Here is a 14,453-nt window from a genome sequence, read left to right as displayed (position 1 = left end):
GTATCGGCGCTCAGAGCGCTCCGTCAGCGTCGCGGCTTTCCAGGATGCTGAGCAGTGCTGCGGGGTTGTCGGCGTGCGGAGCGACCGCGAGCACATCCCGCTCCAGTAGCCCGATTTCGGGGTCGCAGCGCCGCGTGATGATTTCGGGCACATCAAGTAGCCATCGCGCCCGCTCCGTGAACTGCTCTTCGAACTCCGCGCTCTCGTTCATGATGACGATGAGGCGGTCCGGGATGCGACCGGAGAGGTCCATCGCGTGCCGCAGACCATTCGCGAGACCCTCGCCGTCGTGGTCGTGCAAGAAGACCGAGCCGTGAACGCTCGTCCGCGGGACGCACGTGAGCATCCGGCTCGCGGCGTACTTCTCGCGCCACTCACCCGCAGCGCCCCAGATGAGGAACTCGTCCGGCTGCACGGCACCGTGGACGCGGATGAGCCGTTCTCCGGCGTCCTTCATCTGATACAGGCCGCTCGGTCCACGCTGCATGCCACCCGCCTCGTCCACGACCATCTGCACGAACGGGCTGAGCGACCTCGCTTCGCGAGCGAAGGCGAGCGCGCGCACGTGCAGAGCGAGCGTAGTAGTGCCGGTCATGGTGTCCTCATCTCGTGTAGGCGGAGCGCTTCGCAGATGCGGGCGGTGGTGAGCCGCCACTGGGCGACCGTGACGACGTGTCCGCGGACGGCGTGCGGGTGCGCGCGTCCGCGTGCTGCGACCGTTGCAACCCACGGCGCGGTGAGTGCGAGCGGCGTACTATCGATGAGGCCCTGCACGGTGCACTCTTCTGCCTCGAAGCCGTACGCCCGCATCAGGTCGAGCGCCGCGCGTTCGGCCCGCGGGCCGAAGATGACCGGCCGGTGCCCTCGCGCCTGAGCGTGCCGCAACGCACCGACGGCGCGGCTCGTGTAAATAACGCCAGCCTGCTCGCGGAGCGCGCCATGCATCTGCATCTCGGCCAACGTGATGAGCGGACCCCGCTTCCAGTCGACGAGCGGGCGTGCGGCCATGCCGATGAGCACACTCTCGATGAACAGCGTGGTCATCGTGCCTCCAGTGCAGTGAGCGCAACGGCCTCCGTGAGGCGCAGCGGCGGGCAGTCGATGATGCACGCGACCTCCGACATCGAGCGGAGAGGCTGGTCGGTAGTACCGATGCCCCAGCCAAGAAATGTGTCCGCGAGTGCGAAGTCCACGGCGTCGAGCGTCACGATGACCTCCGCACGCGCGCGCAGTAGCAGCAGGGCACTCATGCCCTGCACGCCCCACACGAAGCCCGAGTCCTCGTGCATTTCGATACCCGCGCTCATCGCTGCGGCGACGTGGCGCGGGTCGATGTCGGTGAGCGGCAACGCGAAGGCCGAAGCCTCCAACGCGACACGGGTCACGCCGTGGTCCCCTGAACCTTCGCGCGGCTCGCCTTCGCCTGCGCCAGGTACCGCCACGCGCTGCGAACGCTGATGCCATACTCGTCGGCGATATCGGGCATACGCTCACCCGCCTCGTAGGCGCGGAGGATGCTGCGCGCCTGCGCGGGTGTCAGTCGCTTCTTCGCGCCTCCGACGCGCCCCTTTGCTCGGGCAGCGGCGAGGCCAGCCTGCGTCCTTTCCCGGATGAGGCTGACTTCAAGCTCGGCGATGATGAGGCAGATACCGAGGAAGGCGCGACCGGCGGGCGTGCCGGTGTCCACCGACTCGGTCACGCTGCGGACCACGATGCCGCTATCCGCGAGGCGCTGCACGGTGCTCATCGCTTCGAGCGCGGAGCGGCCGAGGCGCGAGAGGGAGTAGACGGTGAGGGTGTCGCCGGGGCGCAGAGCGTCGAGCATGCGACCGAGGCCGGGGCGGTCCATCGACCTGCCCGTCCACTCGTCGCTGTAGACCCGGTCCGGGTCGGCACCGAGCGCCGTCTTGATGGCCGCGAGCTGCGACTCCAAGCCGTTGCTCTGCCCGGCGACGGAGACGCGCAGATAGGCCACGGTGAGGCCTGATGCGGTCGATTCCATGTGTGCCTCTATTCATCGTTCTCGGCTCGGTCTGCGCGGTGCCGGTCGGTCCGCGTGTTCTGGGTGCCAGGTCTCAGTGCCATTTCCTGCTGTCACGCCGGTACGTTCGCGGCGTAGTTGCGTGCATCACACTACGTCGTAATCGTGATGAGCGCAACAGTCGCCGTTACACTCATCTCATGCCTCGCCCGCCCATCGCCCCCGGAGAACACGGTGTCATTGGGGTGAAGTCGGCCAGCGAGTCGTCATGGTCGGCAATGCGTCCCCTTGGCGAGTTCGTAGCGGTCACGCGGTTCAACGACCCCCTCGAAGGGGTTCAGCAGATACGGCGGTACGGGGCGACCGCCGATGAGGCGCGCGCAGCCGTGGAGGCTGTGTGCGCGGAGCGTGCGAAGCGAAGCGCCCCGCAGCCACAGGCTTTCGACACATTCGGCGATGCCGTGGACTGGTGGTGGACGAGCGTGCGGCCGATGCTTCAGTGGAGTGCTGCGACCGAACGCAACTACGTGTTTGCGCGACAGCATGTAGACCGAGCGCTCAGCCCTCTCAGTGTGCCGCTGCCGCGGGAGGATTTCGAGGCAGTGTTGGACTCGGTCGTCCTCCCTCCGAGTGGGCGGACCCGGAGCCTCATCACGAATCTCATCGAACTTGTCGCACGGCATGCGCATCTCTTCAACTAGGCGACCGCGGCAAAAACCAACTCCTCGGCTGCACCTTGCGTGAAGGCCGTGAGCATCAGCGTGAGTGTGTCCTCAGACTCAGTCTGCCGAAGCGTTCGCATCAGCGTGGCGATACTCCAGTGTTCAGACTCTCGATACTCGTGCGCCGCCTTGCAGAGAAGCGAACGGCGTGCGCTGTACTCGACGTAGCCGAACCGTTCGTCGAGGAACGATTCGAGGTGTCCAGCATCGAGTTCGCCGCGCTCAACAAGTTCGACGCTCAACGCCGCGTCGTCGAGTTGGACGGTGATGCGGCCGTCCGCGACTCCTCGCTCACTGTTCATCAGCCGCTCGCTCGCATTCACCGCAGCGCGAACCTCCGCACAGTCCTCCTCCACCGGGAAGTGGTCGTCCACCTCACCTGCGATGCGCAGGGTCCGCCAGTCGGGGACCGTGGCCACAAGGTCGATACTGCCGGGCAGTGGATGAAGAGCCGCGACGGCGGCGGGGTGCGCGATGAGTGACTCCACGAACGCGATGTCGATTGCGGTCATCGGCTCACGGTCGTGTCTCTGGATGCCGAGCGAACCATAAATAAGCCGGTCTTCGCGGCGCAGCGCATTCGCTACGGTCGTGCCCGCAGCGTTGTACTCGTCATCCTCATCGCCGTCACCGGCAACGGCGCGTAGGTCTCCTCCGATGTAACCCGCGAATGGGGCGCGACCCCAGTCCACATACATCGGTCCGTGCTGCTCGACCTGGCTGGAGCCGGGTTCGATGACGAGTGTGTAGATGTCTTCAGTCATGGTCGTTCTCCTTCACGCCGTCAGTTCGTAGTCGTGGCGCATGAGCACAACGTCGGGTCGGCCGCCGTTCCAGTGCTCGAATGCGCTGTAGTCCCAGTCGGCGGGCGCGTACTTGTCGTCCCATGCGAGGCGCCCTATCTCGACGAATCCGCACCGCGCGTAGACCTTCGGCAGGTAGGTGTCGAATGCGTCGAGCGTGCGCCCACCTTCAGCGACCGCCCGTCGCATCAGCGCGTCAGCGACCCCCCGGTCGGCGGAGTCGGCGTGACGGAACACGCTCACGATGTCCGTCTCGTGAAGCGCGAATCCGGCAAGCCCGTCAGGAGTGAGGAACGTGCGCATTCTTTCGTACTCCGCGAGTGCGTACACGTGGAGCGCCGCGCCATGCAGGTGGGACGCGCGTGCCCTCAGCAACGCTCCGCGGAAGACATCCGCGGTCGTCTCGGAGGCGCTCATGCGCTGACCTCCTCGGCGACCGGCGCGAAGACGATGTGCCGCTCGGCCTCGTCATCGAAGACGTGGGCCTCCTCGGCCAGCAAGCTGATGCACTCCCAGTGCTCGGACTCGTCGGCGGTGATGCGCACGCTCCAGCAGCTTGCGCTCGGGTCAACGGCAGGGTCGATGATGCTGGCGTCGGTCCAGAAGTACAGACTGTCTCCGTACTCCCGCAGAACCTTCTCCACGCGCTCGCGAGGCGTCGAGGAAGCGCGCTCGACCGCTTCCGGCTTGTACGCCTTTGCCAGGCGTTCGGCCTCGTCCGCCGTGAACTCCGGCGGGTAGTTCGAGATGACGAAGCACAGTGCTTCGCCGACGGCCTTGATGTGCACGCGAGCGCGGATAGAGATGCGGTCCGCGTAGAACCAGCGCTCACGCGCGGTGAAGTCCCACTCGCGTACGCGTTGGCTCATGTAGTCCTGGCCGTAATCATCCAAGGGCGCATCCTCGCCGCCTCGTGAGTGCGCAGCAGTGAGGTGAGCCGCGAGGCCTCCCCAGTCCTGAGCCTCGATGAGTTCGTCGTCGAGTTCGCCCTCGATTTCCGAGAGGTGGGGGTCCAGCAGGCGCGACTCGATGACGCGGATTGAAACCGAGTCGCCGAAGTCATCGAGCATGATGAACGGCTGGTCCCAGCCGGTCTCTTCTCCGTAGCGGACCGCGTCGAGGATGCCGCTCAGTTCGCCGGACTCGTATGCAGCGACCGCCCAGTCGCGAAGCTTCCGCGCGCTGCGCGCTCGGTTCGCAGCATCAGCCGCTTTGCGCCGGGCCTTCGCCAACTTCTTGGCGTGACTCTGCGCAGCCCGCTCGGCTTTGATGCGGTGAGTGACGGCCGTCTTCGCGACGTTAGCCGGGGTGGGGATGGGTGCGTCAGCAGCCATTCTCTTCTCCTTCAACCCCCGCGCTGTCGGACGAACGAGGGCTTCAACGCTGGCCCGCCCACCGGTGGGGAGAGTCCAACCTCGACAGAAGAGGTCGTAACGTGAAGGAGTCGATGTGAAGTTGCGTGCATCACACTAACACACGTTTATGGCACGCGCAAGTTTTACGCAGGTCCGCCTTTCGGCTCGAGGATTCGCGCGGCCTCCGCGAACATTGCGCGCACTACTGCGTGGACCGTGCCGACGTTTATCTCGCGGTCTCGGCGAGCAGACATGACGTCCCAGAAGTCCCCCGGTTCGGCCTCAACATCGGCAGGACGTTGGAGGATGAGTTGCGACCAGAGCACACTGCCGTGCGCAGCGTTTGAGAATCGCTTCCAGGCTCGAACGGCTGCCTCACCCTCGAACGCCCTTCGGACCTGCTCTTCGAAGCCCGGGAGCTTCTCGTTCTGCTTGATGTTGCGCTCGCGTGGGGTGCCGTCAGCGGTGTAGAACCACCGCCTCCTCGCGTTCGCCACGAATGAGTCCAGAGCCTCGCTAACGGCCTCCCGCATACTGAGGTCCACCGTGTCGAGCGACTCCCTCTGCTTCTCTAACAGGCGCACGATGCGGCGTCTTGTCTCCTGGTCGTTCTCCGCGTTGGCTAACCAGACGAAAGTGGCGGACGCTTCGATGATGGCTCGGTAGTGCGCCGCGGTCGCAGCCTCCGGAAGGTCAGCTGTCAGATTGCTCGCTGGACCGAAGAACCGTCTCCTCGGGGTTGTGAGCAGCACATGCAGTGCTTCAATGTTCGCCAACGTGACCGACAACAGCTCCTCGAAATAGCCGCTCGCGATGCCCGTCCCGTCTGACTTGCCATCCTGGAGAGTCTCATCCCAACCCGCGACGACTGAGCCTGGAGCAGGCTGGCGCATCCAGTGCAGCAACCGCACGAGGTGCACGGTGAGGTCGCTTAGTGCGCTGGCTTCGTCTGCGTCGGCATCCGGCACCGCCACTACCTCGATGAGCGGAACGTCAGGATACCCCCGCGGCGTGTACGGCTCGGCCTCCTCCGCATTGAAGTACGGCGAGACCAGCGCGTGCAGGCGTCGTTGTTCGTCTCGGTCGGCGTTCTTCATCCTCCGACGCTAGCGCGCGGTTCGCGCCTGACAGCGTTGCCTCGGAGGGGCGGCATAACGCCCTCATCACGGATCGCGACGATAGACATAGAGTCGTGATGCTCGCCCGTGTACGACGGGTACCTTGGGGGCGATGAGCGGCAAGAAACCGAAGACGAAGCGTCAGCCTCCGCGCGCGACGGCGCCGCACCTAGTGAATGCAGCCATCGTGCAGCGCACCGCTCGTGCGGTTCTCGCCGTGGACATGAGCGATGTCGTGCTGAAGGACTTCGTGCCACAGGTAGCCGTGGGCCTGTGCCGCGCCGCCGCCGCGCAGAGCATCGTCGTGGCGACGCTGACGCGAACGGGTCAGGCGTCGTCCGCGGCCCCGAACCGGCGACTCGTGCTGGAGGCCGCGATTCGCCTCATCTGGCTGAGCGGCCTGTCGAAAGCGGACCGCCACACTGCGGCTTCCGTGATGCTCGAATCGGACCGGAAGGACACCAACGAGACACTCGCGTATCTGGAGGAGCGGGGCCAGGGGGCACCATTCGACCCGACGGAGATGAACGCGTTCGAGTTAGATGCTCCGACGAAAGGGCTGCTCCAGGAGCAGGTCCGAAAACTGCGCGCCGCGGTGGTGGGCAGCCAGTCGGAGCCGTGGTCGCTCTACGCGATGTGGCGCGAGGAGACGAAGTATGCGCATCCATCGGGCGCCCTCGCAGGCCAGTACGCTCCGACGCACGACCAGGCGCACCTCAGCTCGGGGCAGCCGGACCCCATGGACCCAGACCTCGAAGCACATCGCATCCTGCAAACACTCATTGTGATGACGACATGCCGCATCCTGGTCGAGGAAGGCTTCCCGGACGAGACTGCGAACCGCCTCGCGGTTGCATTTTTCGGCGAGTAGCTACGGTCAGGTGAAGTCGGGCGTCTCGCCCAGCGGCACCCAACGTGCATTCGCGCCGTCGCCGACCAGGCGTTTCACGACCGGTGTCCGCTCAGTCTGCCCGCGCCGCAGGCGACCAGTCCGGGACAAGTAGTAAGTGACGAGCGTGTCGTCCGACCGCCGAAAAGTCACGTACCAGGGTGCACCCTGCAACGACTGACGTCCATCGGCTAGGGCCTTCGCGGAGTAAGAGCGGTAGGCGCCGACCAGCGCACCAACCTTCCACTGCGCCTTGGAGTCAGGGTAAGCGGCTTCCCACCCGTCGTAGACATCAGCGAGCACGCCGATGGGCACTGCGCCCACCGGGTAGAAAACACCCTCTTTCGTCCTGACCTCGACAAGTAGCCGGTCGTCAGCGAGAGCGTGAGTATCCAGAGGGAGGTTGGAGATGTCGCCGTCGCGAACGCCTTCGAGTGACAGGTCGTCCAGCTCATCGAGCGCGTCCGACGGAGCCTCGGTCATCGTGGCCGATTCAGGCTCCGCCTCTGACCGACTGGCCGCTTGTGCCGACTCAATCTGCGAGCCGAGAAGTTGCTTGACATCCTTCACATCGACGCCCGTCTCGCTGACGGCGACGTGGGTCTGTTCGGCGATGGCTTCCACGCGTCTCAGGACTTCCTCGTGCTGTGCCTGTCGCTCCTCGGTCTCGCGCTCTGCGCGGTCGGCTGCGCGGTTCTGCACGCGCAGGATGGTCAACGTCAGCCCAATCGCGACGATGGCGAGGCCGAGAGAGATGAGGCCGATGGAGTCCCACAGTTGAGATAGGCGGAGCGACCATTCTCCCTCTGCGTTCGCCCTTACGACCCAGACAAAAACACCGAGAGCAGTCAAAGCCCCGCCGACGACATAGACGACGACCTCCCAGAACCACGGTCCGCGCTTCTCTGCCGTCTCGTTAGTTGTATCCCCCACGCGGTCACCATAGCTCAGGCATCGCGATGTCGGAGGTCGCTCCAATAATGGTGCCCCGTGTTGCCTTACCCTGAGAACGTGTCCCCCGTCGTGAACCTCCGAGAGCCGTTCGAGCTTCACCGCGGGAACGTAATGCACGCTTACGCGAGCTGGGAACGCCCAGACACCATCATTTCTGACGGCGCCTACGGCGTTCGCGGATTCCACGGCGACACCGTGACCGCTGAGGAACTCGTGGACTGGTACCGCCCGCACGTGAAGGCGTGGGACGAGGCTGCGAAGCCCTCCACCGCACTCTGGTTCTGGAACACCGAAATCGGCTGGGCGACCGTGCACCCGCTGCTCGTCGCGCACGGCTGGGAGTACGTGCAGACGGTCACCTGGGACAAGGGCATCAGCCACGTCGCCGGGAACGTGAACGGCCAGACTGTTCGTCGGCTGCCCGTGGTCAGCGAGGTCTCCGTCCTATACCAGCGCCGTCTCCTTATCGACACGGTGGATGGCGCCATGCCCGTCAAGAAATGGCTGCGCTATGAGTGGCAGCGTGCGGGTCTTGCCCTCAATCGCGCCAACGAAGCATGTGGCGTCAAGAACGCCGCAACGCGGAAGTACCTGACGCAGGACTGGCTCTGGTACTTCCCGCCCGGCAACATGGTCGAGAAGCTCGCTGCGTACGCACACGAGCATGGCATCGGTGCTGGCCGTCCCTATTTTTCGCTAGATGGTGAGCGGTCGGTGAGGGCCGATGAGTGGGACGCTCTGCGTTACACGTGGAATCACGCGCACGGTCTAACGAATGTCTGGCAACGTGCGTCGCTCCACGATTCCGAGCGGTTCAAGGGCAACCTCCTCAGGTCGGCGCCGCGCGTGCACAACCCTTCAGTGGCGTCCGCTTCGCACCTGAACCAGAAGCCGTTGGAGTTTATGGCGCGGCAGGTCGCAGCCACCACGAACCCAGGCGATGTCGTATGGGAACCGTTCGGTGGCCTCGCTTCAGCGTCCGTCGCCGCAGTCGGTCTCGGACGCCGTGCGTACGTCGCCGAGTTGCAGGAGCCGTTCCAGGACATCGCGGAGGCACGCCTCCAGCAAGCGGTCGAAATCGCCGCAGCCTCCTAGGCTGAGGGCGTGACTGACACTAACGGTGCTTTCGCGCCTGTCGAACCGCCCGACGGTAGCGACCCGGCCACGGTTGTCGATGCCGAGGCGCTCGGAGCTGCGGATGTCGAAGAGTCGTCCGGACCGAAGCGTCCCGAGCGCATCCCCATTCCGGAGGATGACGAGAAGCGCGCGAGGCTCGTCGAAAACGTCCGTGCTGCCCTCGCGGCACTGCCCAACTACTTCCGCAGCGAAACGAACATCGAAGGCCTCGAAGCGGGCGACCTCTTCTCGCTGAACTCGGTGCTCGGCGGCACCATTGAAGTGCAGACAGTCGCGACTCTGAACCGCATCCGTGAGGTCTGGGACCCAGACGAGGAGTGGGCAGAGTACGGCTTCGAGCGCTCCTCGCAGTCGTTCCCCGACGTGCGTCTCGTGACTCGGGCGAAGGGACACCCGTCGCCGGTACTAGGCATCGAGTTGAAGGGCTGGTATCTGCTCAGCCGCGAAGCCGAACCGTCGTTCCGATACACGGCGACGCGCGAAGCGAGTTCGCCCTACGACCTCCTGGTCGTCGTCCCTTGGCGCCTGAGCAACATCCTCTCGGGCACTCCCTACGTTTACGAGCCGTTCGTCGAGCAGTCGATGTACGCCGCCGACCTGCGCACGTTCTACTGGGAAGGCTTGCGTGGCGAAGGTTCGGTGGTTCACCCGACTGGAGTCACTCCGTACCCCGCGGCAAAGTCCGCAATCAGTGATAAGCCCGTTTCCGACAGCGGCGGTAACTTCGGCCGCGTCGCGCGCGTCCGCGGACTGATGGACGATTTCGTCGCCGAGGTGCTAGGGCGCGCGGTATCGGGCATCCCGGCTCGTCACTGGCTCAACTTCTTCAAGACTTACACCGACAACGCGGACAGTGACGCAGTGGATGCGGCCGTGGTGCGCGCGCTGAATGTAGTGAAGAAGCCGAAGGAAGCGGAGCGTGCTGCACGCATCGCGGACACGCTTCGCGAACTCGGCACGCTCATCTCGGGCGACCCCATCAAGTAGCGCCCCACGGCGAATGCCACCTCCGGGGGTTTCTGTCGCAGCGTCCCTAGTATCGAGGCGTGCCTTCCGAAGTGTTCAAGCGCGCCGACATGCGCTATCTGGTCTCCGCGCTGAGTGACAACACGACGCACGGGGGCATTTCGCAGTTCGAACTCTCGGTCGGCACGGGCACCGACGTGGGGGCGAACAAGACGACCCGCGCGACGGGGGTGGTTCGCTACATGTTCCAGCAGTCAGACACCGACTCCCTCGTCGTCGGCATGCTCAACTTTCTGTTCGTCGAGAACCCGCACGCGGACCTCAGCGACGACAACGCGTCGTACAAGGCGCTGCGGACGAACGTCCTTGAACCGCGAAGTATCCGGCTCACCGAGAACGGCTTCGCTCTACCCGACGGTAGCGACATCGACACTCTCGAACGCGTCCAACGGCCTGTTGTCGCGATGCCCGACCCCGCCACCATCGACCCGTGGGCCGCTGCCTCGGCACCCTGGGGCACGACGCCCGCTACGGTGAGCCAGCCTGCCATTCGACGAGATACCAGCAAGGTCTTCGTCGTCCACGGCCGCGACATGAGGCCGGTAGAGGTCATCAAGCAGTACCTCCTCTATCTCGGACTGCACGTGATGCCCTGGTCCGAAGCGGTGCGGCTGACGGGCGAGTCGCAGCCGCACACTTACGACGTAGTTCGCGCCGGGATGGCGGGTGCAGCCGCCATCATCGTCATCTTCTCTCCCGATGACTTGGCCCGCGTGAAGGATGACTTCTCCGAAGCGGGCGACCCGGACCGAACGCCGCAGGGGCAGGCGCGCCAGAACGTACTCCTCGAAGCGGGCATGGCATTCGCGATGGAGCGGAAGCGGACCATCTTTGTGAAGAGCGCACCTACGCGCGACATCTCCGACGTGGCGGGCTTCAACTGGGTGAAACTCGACGGCGTGTGGGACAGCCGCAAGGACTTGAAGAACCGCTTGGAAACCGCGGGTGCAACAGTGCGCCGAGGTGACTACGACCTGATGGACTCTGCCGCGGGCACATTCCGGGTCTTGTAGCCACTGCGGAGTGACAGCCCACGCTCGCGCGCCGAGGCGTACAGTCTCGGGCCATGACCGCTCACGACCCGCTCGCCGAGGCGTCGCCACACTGCCCTCAGTGCGGCCTCGGGGCGCTTCAGCCACACCCGACCCTCACGGCGTGGACCTGCCCGGAGTGCGGGACGGTTTCACTCTGAGCAGTGTGGGCGCATGACGCTACGGTAGTCACATGGTGACCCGACTCGACCCCGGCGAGGAGGGCGAGCGCTCACGCGGACGCCAGGGCGATGGTCGCTACGTCATGCAGGTGCGCATCCGCCTGTCGGAGACGGCCGCCCCCGTGAAGGTTCGTGGGACCAGCAGCCTGAAATCCGACCGCGCGGCAAAGAAGCAGGCGGAGGAGCGCCTCGAAGCGGCCATCGTGAAGAAGCGACGCGAACACGCACTCGATACCGGCGTGCAGCCCTACGACCCGGTGCGTTCGCTGTACGACCTCTGGTACGAGCGCGCCGCGTCGGCGCCGGAGGACTTCGGCCTGCGTCCGTCCACGGTGGAGGACTACGAGGACGCGTGGCGCGCATACCTGGACGCGGAAATCGGCGACCTTGCCATCGACGAAGTCAACACGCAGACCTTGGCGCGCGCGCTGCGCGGCATCTCGGTTCGGCGCCGCAAGTTGCGCGGTGGCGTGCTCAGCGAGAAGCCGGAATACCACGCGGGCATCGCTCGCACCTGCTACGCGACGCTCGCTCAGGTCTTCGGCTACGGCGTCGAGATGGCGGTCATCGACCGCAGCCCGGTCGTCGGTCAGATTGTCCCGAGCATGAAGGCTCAGCCCCGTGCGAAGTTGCGTGTGGACGCGTCGATGATGCATCGGCTACGCGAACTCTTCGACGCGCACGAGGAACGCATTCGCGTCGGCTACCCGCACATCACGCCGATACCGCTTCGAGCCATCAGCGAGGTGCTGCTCTACGCGAGCGCCCGCATCGGCGAGGTGCTCGCGCTGGAGACGAGCGACCTCGACCCTGACGGCCTCATCCAGGACGATGACGACCTGGATGCGCACGGCATCGAGGTCTTTATTCGCGCCACACAGAAGCGCGACGGCGGCGTGCGTGACCCGAAGACCGGCAAGCGGAGCGGCAGCGTTCTCTACCGACAGCCCCTACCAAAGGGTGGCGAGGACGGCTCGCGCATCAAGACCATCCCCGGCTGGGTCTACGACCGCTTCATCGCTCCGCGCATCGAAGGACCGCATCAGCGACCGGCCGTCTACATCTTCCGCACAGCGAGCGGGGCGCAAATCGAGAAGCAGAACGTCAACCGCGCGTGGCAGGGGGCGCTCCGCGACACAGAGTTCGTGGACCGGGACACTGGCCTTGTGCTTGTGACACCGCATGACCTCCGTAAGGCAGCGGCGCAGGTGCTCGCGGATGCCATCGGGATGGAGGCGGCGCAGGCGGCGCTTGCGCACCGGTCGGTCCGCACAACGGAGGGGACGTACGCGTCGCGACCCGTTCAGCGCGTCGATTTCGCGAAGGAACTGGACGCGGTTCTCAGGGAACGCTCAGATTCGAGTGACGTTTTCTAAACGGGTTCTGGTGTGGTCTGCGAACATGCGCCCTCAAACTAGCCCACGGAACTGGCATTAGCCCACAAAAAATCCCCGGTCAGATTTGCCGTCTGACCGGGGACTACTGTCTCAACACAGTGTGCGCCCGAAGGGACTCGAACCCCTAACCTTCTGATCCGTAGTCAGATGCTCTATCCATTGAGCTACGGGCGCTAGGGCCTCCGCGCGAAACGGCGCGCAGGCCGTGGTCCAGCATAGCCGGGACCCCCGGACACGTCTAATCGGGCCCGAACGGCGTGCATCCCGGGCGTGGCGCGCCGATGACCGGCGGGTGTCGGGACGACGGCCGTACGCTGGCGGAATGAGCGCTTACACCTCCGCGTTCGAGCTGTTCTCCATCGGGATCGGACCCTCGAGCTCCCACACCGTCGGCCCCATGAGGGCCGCGTTCTCCTTCGCCGCGCGACTCCGGGCCACAGGCGCCCTGGAGCGGGTGGCATCCGTCTCCTGCGCCCTCTACGGTTCCCTCGGCGCGACGGGGATCGGGCACGGAACCCCCGACGCGGTCGTCGCGGGTCTGCAGGGCCTCGAGCCCGAGACGGTGGATCCGGATGCCGTCCGCCGCGCGTGGTCGGATTGGCCCGACGGGCGCGCGCTCGCGCTCGCCGGCACGCGCGAGATCCCCTTCGCCAAGACGGACATCGCGCTCGAGCCCCGCACGCGGCTGCCCGGTCACCCCAACGCGATGACCCTCGTGGCGCGCGACGCGGACGGCGCCGTGCTCGCGGAGGAGACGTTCTACTCGATCGGCGGCGGCTTCATCCGCCGCGAGGGCGAGGCCGACGCGGTGGCCGCCGCGCCCCTGCCTCTCGCGTTCGACGACGCCGCGACCCTGCTCGAGATCTGCGACGAGCGCGGCATCACGATCGCCGAGGCCGCGCGGCTCAACGAGGAGGCGCTGCGCTCCGACGAAGAGATCGCCGCGGGCCTCGACCGCATCTGGGACGCGATGGCGGCATGCGTGAACGCCGGTCTGCACAACGACGGCGTGCTTCCCGGCATCCTGAAGGTGAAGCGTCGGGCCGCCGTCATCCGCGGGCAGCTCGACGCGATCGAGGCGGAGGGTCACCGCGAGCTGCCGGGCGAGTGGCTCGGGGCGTTCGCCCTCGCCGTGAACGAGGAGAACGCCGCGGGAGGGCGGGTCGTGACGGCTCCCACCAACGGGGCGGCGGGGATCCTGCCCGCCGTGGCGATGTACTGGTGGCGCTTCCTCGCCGACTCGGGGCTGGGGGTCGGCAATGCCGTCACCCCGCACGGCGAGCTCGTGGGAAGCGCTCTGCTCGGGTACGACGGTCACGCGGTCACGCGGTCCGAGGTCTCGCACTGGGACGATGACGACGTCGCGGAGGCGAATCGGCGACGCGGCATCCGCCGGTTCCTGCTGACCGCCGCGGCGCTGGGGTCGCTGTTCAAGGCGAACGCGTCGATCTCGGGAGCAGAGGGCGGATGCCAGGCCGAGGTCGGCTCGGCCTGCGCGATGGCCGCGGGCGGACTGACGGCGGTCATGGGCGGCACGAACCGGCAGATCGAGAACGCGGCCGAGATCGCGATGGAGCACCACCTCGGGCTCACGTGCGACCCCGTGGGCGGTCTCGTGCAGATCCCCTGCATCGAGCGCAACGCGATCGCCGCGTCGACGGCCGTGACCGCCGCGCGGCTGGCCCTGCGCGGCGACGGCAGCCACTACGTCTCGCTCGACGCCGTCGTCGAGACGATGCGGCAGACGGGCATCGACATGTCGACGAAGTACAAGGAGACCAGCGAGGGCGGCCTCGCGGTCAACGTCATCGAGTGCTGACCTGCCGCGGCGGCGCGGTGGGTGACGCGCCGCCGCGGC

At 66.0% G+C, this 14,453-nt stretch carries 16 protein-coding genes and 1 tRNA gene; 7 read left to right on the top strand and 10 right to left on the bottom strand.

Going from position 1 to position 14,453, the window contains the following annotated elements:
• Positions 1-10 precede the first annotated feature (10 nt).
• From AB1K56_RS03275 to AB1K56_RS03260, 4 genes are read right to left on the bottom strand one after another with little or no spacing between them, the layout of a single operon-like run.
• Positions 11-595 (bottom strand): hypothetical protein, encoded by a 585-nt coding sequence (locus AB1K56_RS03275; protein WP_371204529.1) that lies wholly within the window; start codon positions 593-595, stop codon positions 11-13.
• Positions 592-1,044: a hypothetical protein gene (locus AB1K56_RS03270; protein ID WP_371204528.1), complete on the bottom strand. Its 453-nt coding sequence runs from the start codon at positions 1,042-1,044 to the stop codon at positions 592-594. The genes AB1K56_RS03275 and AB1K56_RS03270 overlap by 4 nt, the downstream gene beginning before the upstream one ends.
• The gene (locus tag AB1K56_RS03265; protein ID WP_371204527.1) at positions 1,041-1,385 is read right to left on the bottom strand and encodes a hypothetical protein; all 345 of its coding nucleotides are present in this window, start codon (positions 1,383-1,385) and stop codon (positions 1,041-1,043) included. Before AB1K56_RS03265 ends, AB1K56_RS03270 begins: the two co-directional genes overlap by 4 nt.
• The gene (locus tag AB1K56_RS03260) at positions 1,382-2,002 is read right to left on the bottom strand and encodes a recombinase family protein (RefSeq protein ID WP_371204526.1); all 621 of its coding nucleotides are present in this window, start codon (positions 2,000-2,002) and stop codon (positions 1,382-1,384) included. The genes AB1K56_RS03265 and AB1K56_RS03260 overlap by 4 nt, the downstream gene beginning before the upstream one ends.
• Before the next feature lie 179 nt (positions 2,003-2,181).
• On the opposite strand from AB1K56_RS03260, the gene AB1K56_RS03255 reads away from it, so the two are divergent.
• Positions 2,182-2,682 (top strand): hypothetical protein, encoded by a 501-nt coding sequence (locus AB1K56_RS03255; protein ID WP_371204525.1) that lies wholly within the window; start codon positions 2,182-2,184, stop codon positions 2,680-2,682.
• Here the strand turns inward: AB1K56_RS03255 and AB1K56_RS03250 are convergent.
• From AB1K56_RS03250 to AB1K56_RS03235, 4 genes are all read right to left on the bottom strand, one after another.
• A complete protein-coding gene (locus AB1K56_RS03250; RefSeq protein WP_371204524.1) occupies positions 2,679-3,467 on the bottom strand; it encodes a hypothetical protein in 789 nt (262 codons plus the stop codon). The two genes, AB1K56_RS03255 and AB1K56_RS03250, sit on opposite strands and share 4 nt — an antisense overlap.
• A 12-nt stretch (positions 3,468-3,479) precedes the next feature.
• The gene (locus AB1K56_RS03245) at positions 3,480-3,923 is read right to left on the bottom strand and encodes a hypothetical protein (protein WP_371204523.1); all 444 of its coding nucleotides are present in this window, start codon (positions 3,921-3,923) and stop codon (positions 3,480-3,482) included.
• Complete coding sequence (locus AB1K56_RS03240; RefSeq protein ID WP_371204522.1) at positions 3,920-4,840, bottom strand: hypothetical protein; 921 nt, start codon at positions 4,838-4,840, stop codon at positions 3,920-3,922. The genes AB1K56_RS03245 and AB1K56_RS03240 overlap by 4 nt, the downstream gene beginning before the upstream one ends.
• A gap of 164 nt (positions 4,841-5,004) precedes the next feature.
• The gene (locus AB1K56_RS03235; RefSeq protein WP_371204521.1) at positions 5,005-5,958 is read right to left on the bottom strand and encodes a hypothetical protein; all 954 of its coding nucleotides are present in this window, start codon (positions 5,956-5,958) and stop codon (positions 5,005-5,007) included.
• A 133-nt stretch (positions 5,959-6,091) separates the two neighbouring features.
• Between AB1K56_RS03235 and AB1K56_RS03230 the strand changes: the two genes are divergently transcribed.
• Positions 6,092-6,850 (top strand): hypothetical protein, encoded by a 759-nt coding sequence (locus AB1K56_RS03230; RefSeq protein WP_371204520.1) that lies wholly within the window; start codon positions 6,092-6,094, stop codon positions 6,848-6,850.
• 6 nt (positions 6,851-6,856) lie between these two features.
• On the opposite strand, the gene AB1K56_RS03225 is transcribed toward AB1K56_RS03230, so the two are convergent.
• Positions 6,857-7,801, bottom strand: coding sequence for a hypothetical protein (locus AB1K56_RS03225; RefSeq protein ID WP_371204519.1), 945 nt, complete (start codon positions 7,799-7,801; stop codon positions 6,857-6,859).
• Positions 7,802-7,879: 78 nt separating this feature from the next.
• On the opposite strand from AB1K56_RS03225, the gene AB1K56_RS03220 reads away from it, so the two are divergent.
• From AB1K56_RS03220 to AB1K56_RS03205, 4 genes are all read left to right on the top strand, one after another.
• Positions 7,880-8,917 carry a DNA methyltransferase gene (locus AB1K56_RS03220; protein ID WP_371204518.1) on the top strand — a complete coding sequence of 346 codons (1,038 nt, stop codon included), beginning with the start codon at positions 7,880-7,882 and terminating at the stop codon, positions 8,915-8,917.
• Positions 8,918-8,926: 9 nt separating this feature from the next.
• Positions 8,927-9,946 (top strand): hypothetical protein, encoded by a 1,020-nt coding sequence (locus AB1K56_RS03215; RefSeq protein ID WP_371204517.1) that lies wholly within the window; start codon positions 8,927-8,929, stop codon positions 9,944-9,946.
• A gap of 59 nt (positions 9,947-10,005) precedes the next feature.
• A complete protein-coding gene (locus AB1K56_RS03210; protein ID WP_371204516.1) occupies positions 10,006-10,998 on the top strand; it encodes a TIR domain-containing protein in 993 nt (330 codons plus the stop codon).
• A 211-nt stretch (positions 10,999-11,209) separates the two neighbouring features.
• Entirely contained in the window at positions 11,210-12,574 is a 1,365-nt protein-coding gene (locus AB1K56_RS03205) for a tyrosine-type recombinase/integrase (RefSeq protein ID WP_371204515.1), read from the top strand.
• A 122-nt stretch (positions 12,575-12,696) separates the two neighbouring features.
• Here the strand turns inward: AB1K56_RS03205 and AB1K56_RS03200 are convergent.
• Positions 12,697-12,769: transfer RNA gene (locus AB1K56_RS03200), tRNA-Arg, on the bottom strand.
• A 148-nt stretch (positions 12,770-12,917) separates the two neighbouring features.
• Between AB1K56_RS03200 and AB1K56_RS03195 the strand changes: the two genes are divergently transcribed.
• Positions 12,918-14,414: an L-serine ammonia-lyase, iron-sulfur-dependent, subunit alpha gene (locus AB1K56_RS03195; protein ID WP_371204514.1), complete on the top strand. Its 1,497-nt coding sequence runs from the start codon at positions 12,918-12,920 to the stop codon at positions 14,412-14,414.
• Positions 14,415-14,453 lie beyond the last annotated feature (39 nt).

The sequence above is a fragment of the Microbacterium sp. BWR-S6Y genome, from assembly GCF_041379845.1.
GTDB lineage: Bacteria > Actinomycetota > Actinomycetes > Actinomycetales > Microbacteriaceae > Microbacterium > Microbacterium hydrothermale.
This window is presented reverse-complemented; position numbering and strand designations above follow the sequence as displayed.

Excerpts from the sequence above, each read along its gene's own strand:
- AB1K56_RS03250 (WP_371204524.1), bottom strand. The coding sequence starts at position 3,467 with ATGACTGAAGACATCTACACACTCGTCATCGAACCCGGCTCCAGCCAG.
- AB1K56_RS03230 (WP_371204520.1), top strand. The coding sequence starts at position 6,092 with ATGAGCGGCAAGAAACCGAAGACGAAGCGTCAGCCTCCGCGCGCGACG.
- AB1K56_RS03275 (WP_371204529.1), bottom strand. The coding sequence starts at position 595 with ATGACCGGCACTACTACGCTCGCTCTGCACGTGCGCGCGCTCGCCTTC.
- AB1K56_RS03260 (WP_371204526.1), bottom strand. The coding sequence starts at position 2,002 with ATGGAATCGACCGCATCAGGCCTCACCGTGGCCTATCTGCGCGTCTCC.
- AB1K56_RS03205 (WP_371204515.1), top strand. The coding sequence starts at position 11,210 with ATGGTGACCCGACTCGACCCCGGCGAGGAGGGCGAGCGCTCACGCGGA.
- AB1K56_RS03270 (WP_371204528.1), bottom strand. The coding sequence starts at position 1,044 with ATGACCACGCTGTTCATCGAGAGTGTGCTCATCGGCATGGCCGCACGC.
- AB1K56_RS03245 (WP_371204523.1), bottom strand. The coding sequence starts at position 3,923 with ATGAGCGCCTCCGAGACGACCGCGGATGTCTTCCGCGGAGCGTTGCTG.
- AB1K56_RS03255 (WP_371204525.1), top strand. The coding sequence starts at position 2,182 with ATGCCTCGCCCGCCCATCGCCCCCGGAGAACACGGTGTCATTGGGGTG.
- AB1K56_RS03235 (WP_371204521.1), bottom strand. The coding sequence starts at position 5,958 with ATGAAGAACGCCGACCGAGACGAACAACGACGCCTGCACGCGCTGGTC.
- AB1K56_RS03240 (WP_371204522.1), bottom strand. The coding sequence starts at position 4,840 with ATGGCTGCTGACGCACCCATCCCCACCCCGGCTAACGTCGCGAAGACG.
- AB1K56_RS03195 (WP_371204514.1), top strand. The coding sequence starts at position 12,918 with ATGAGCGCTTACACCTCCGCGTTCGAGCTGTTCTCCATCGGGATCGGA.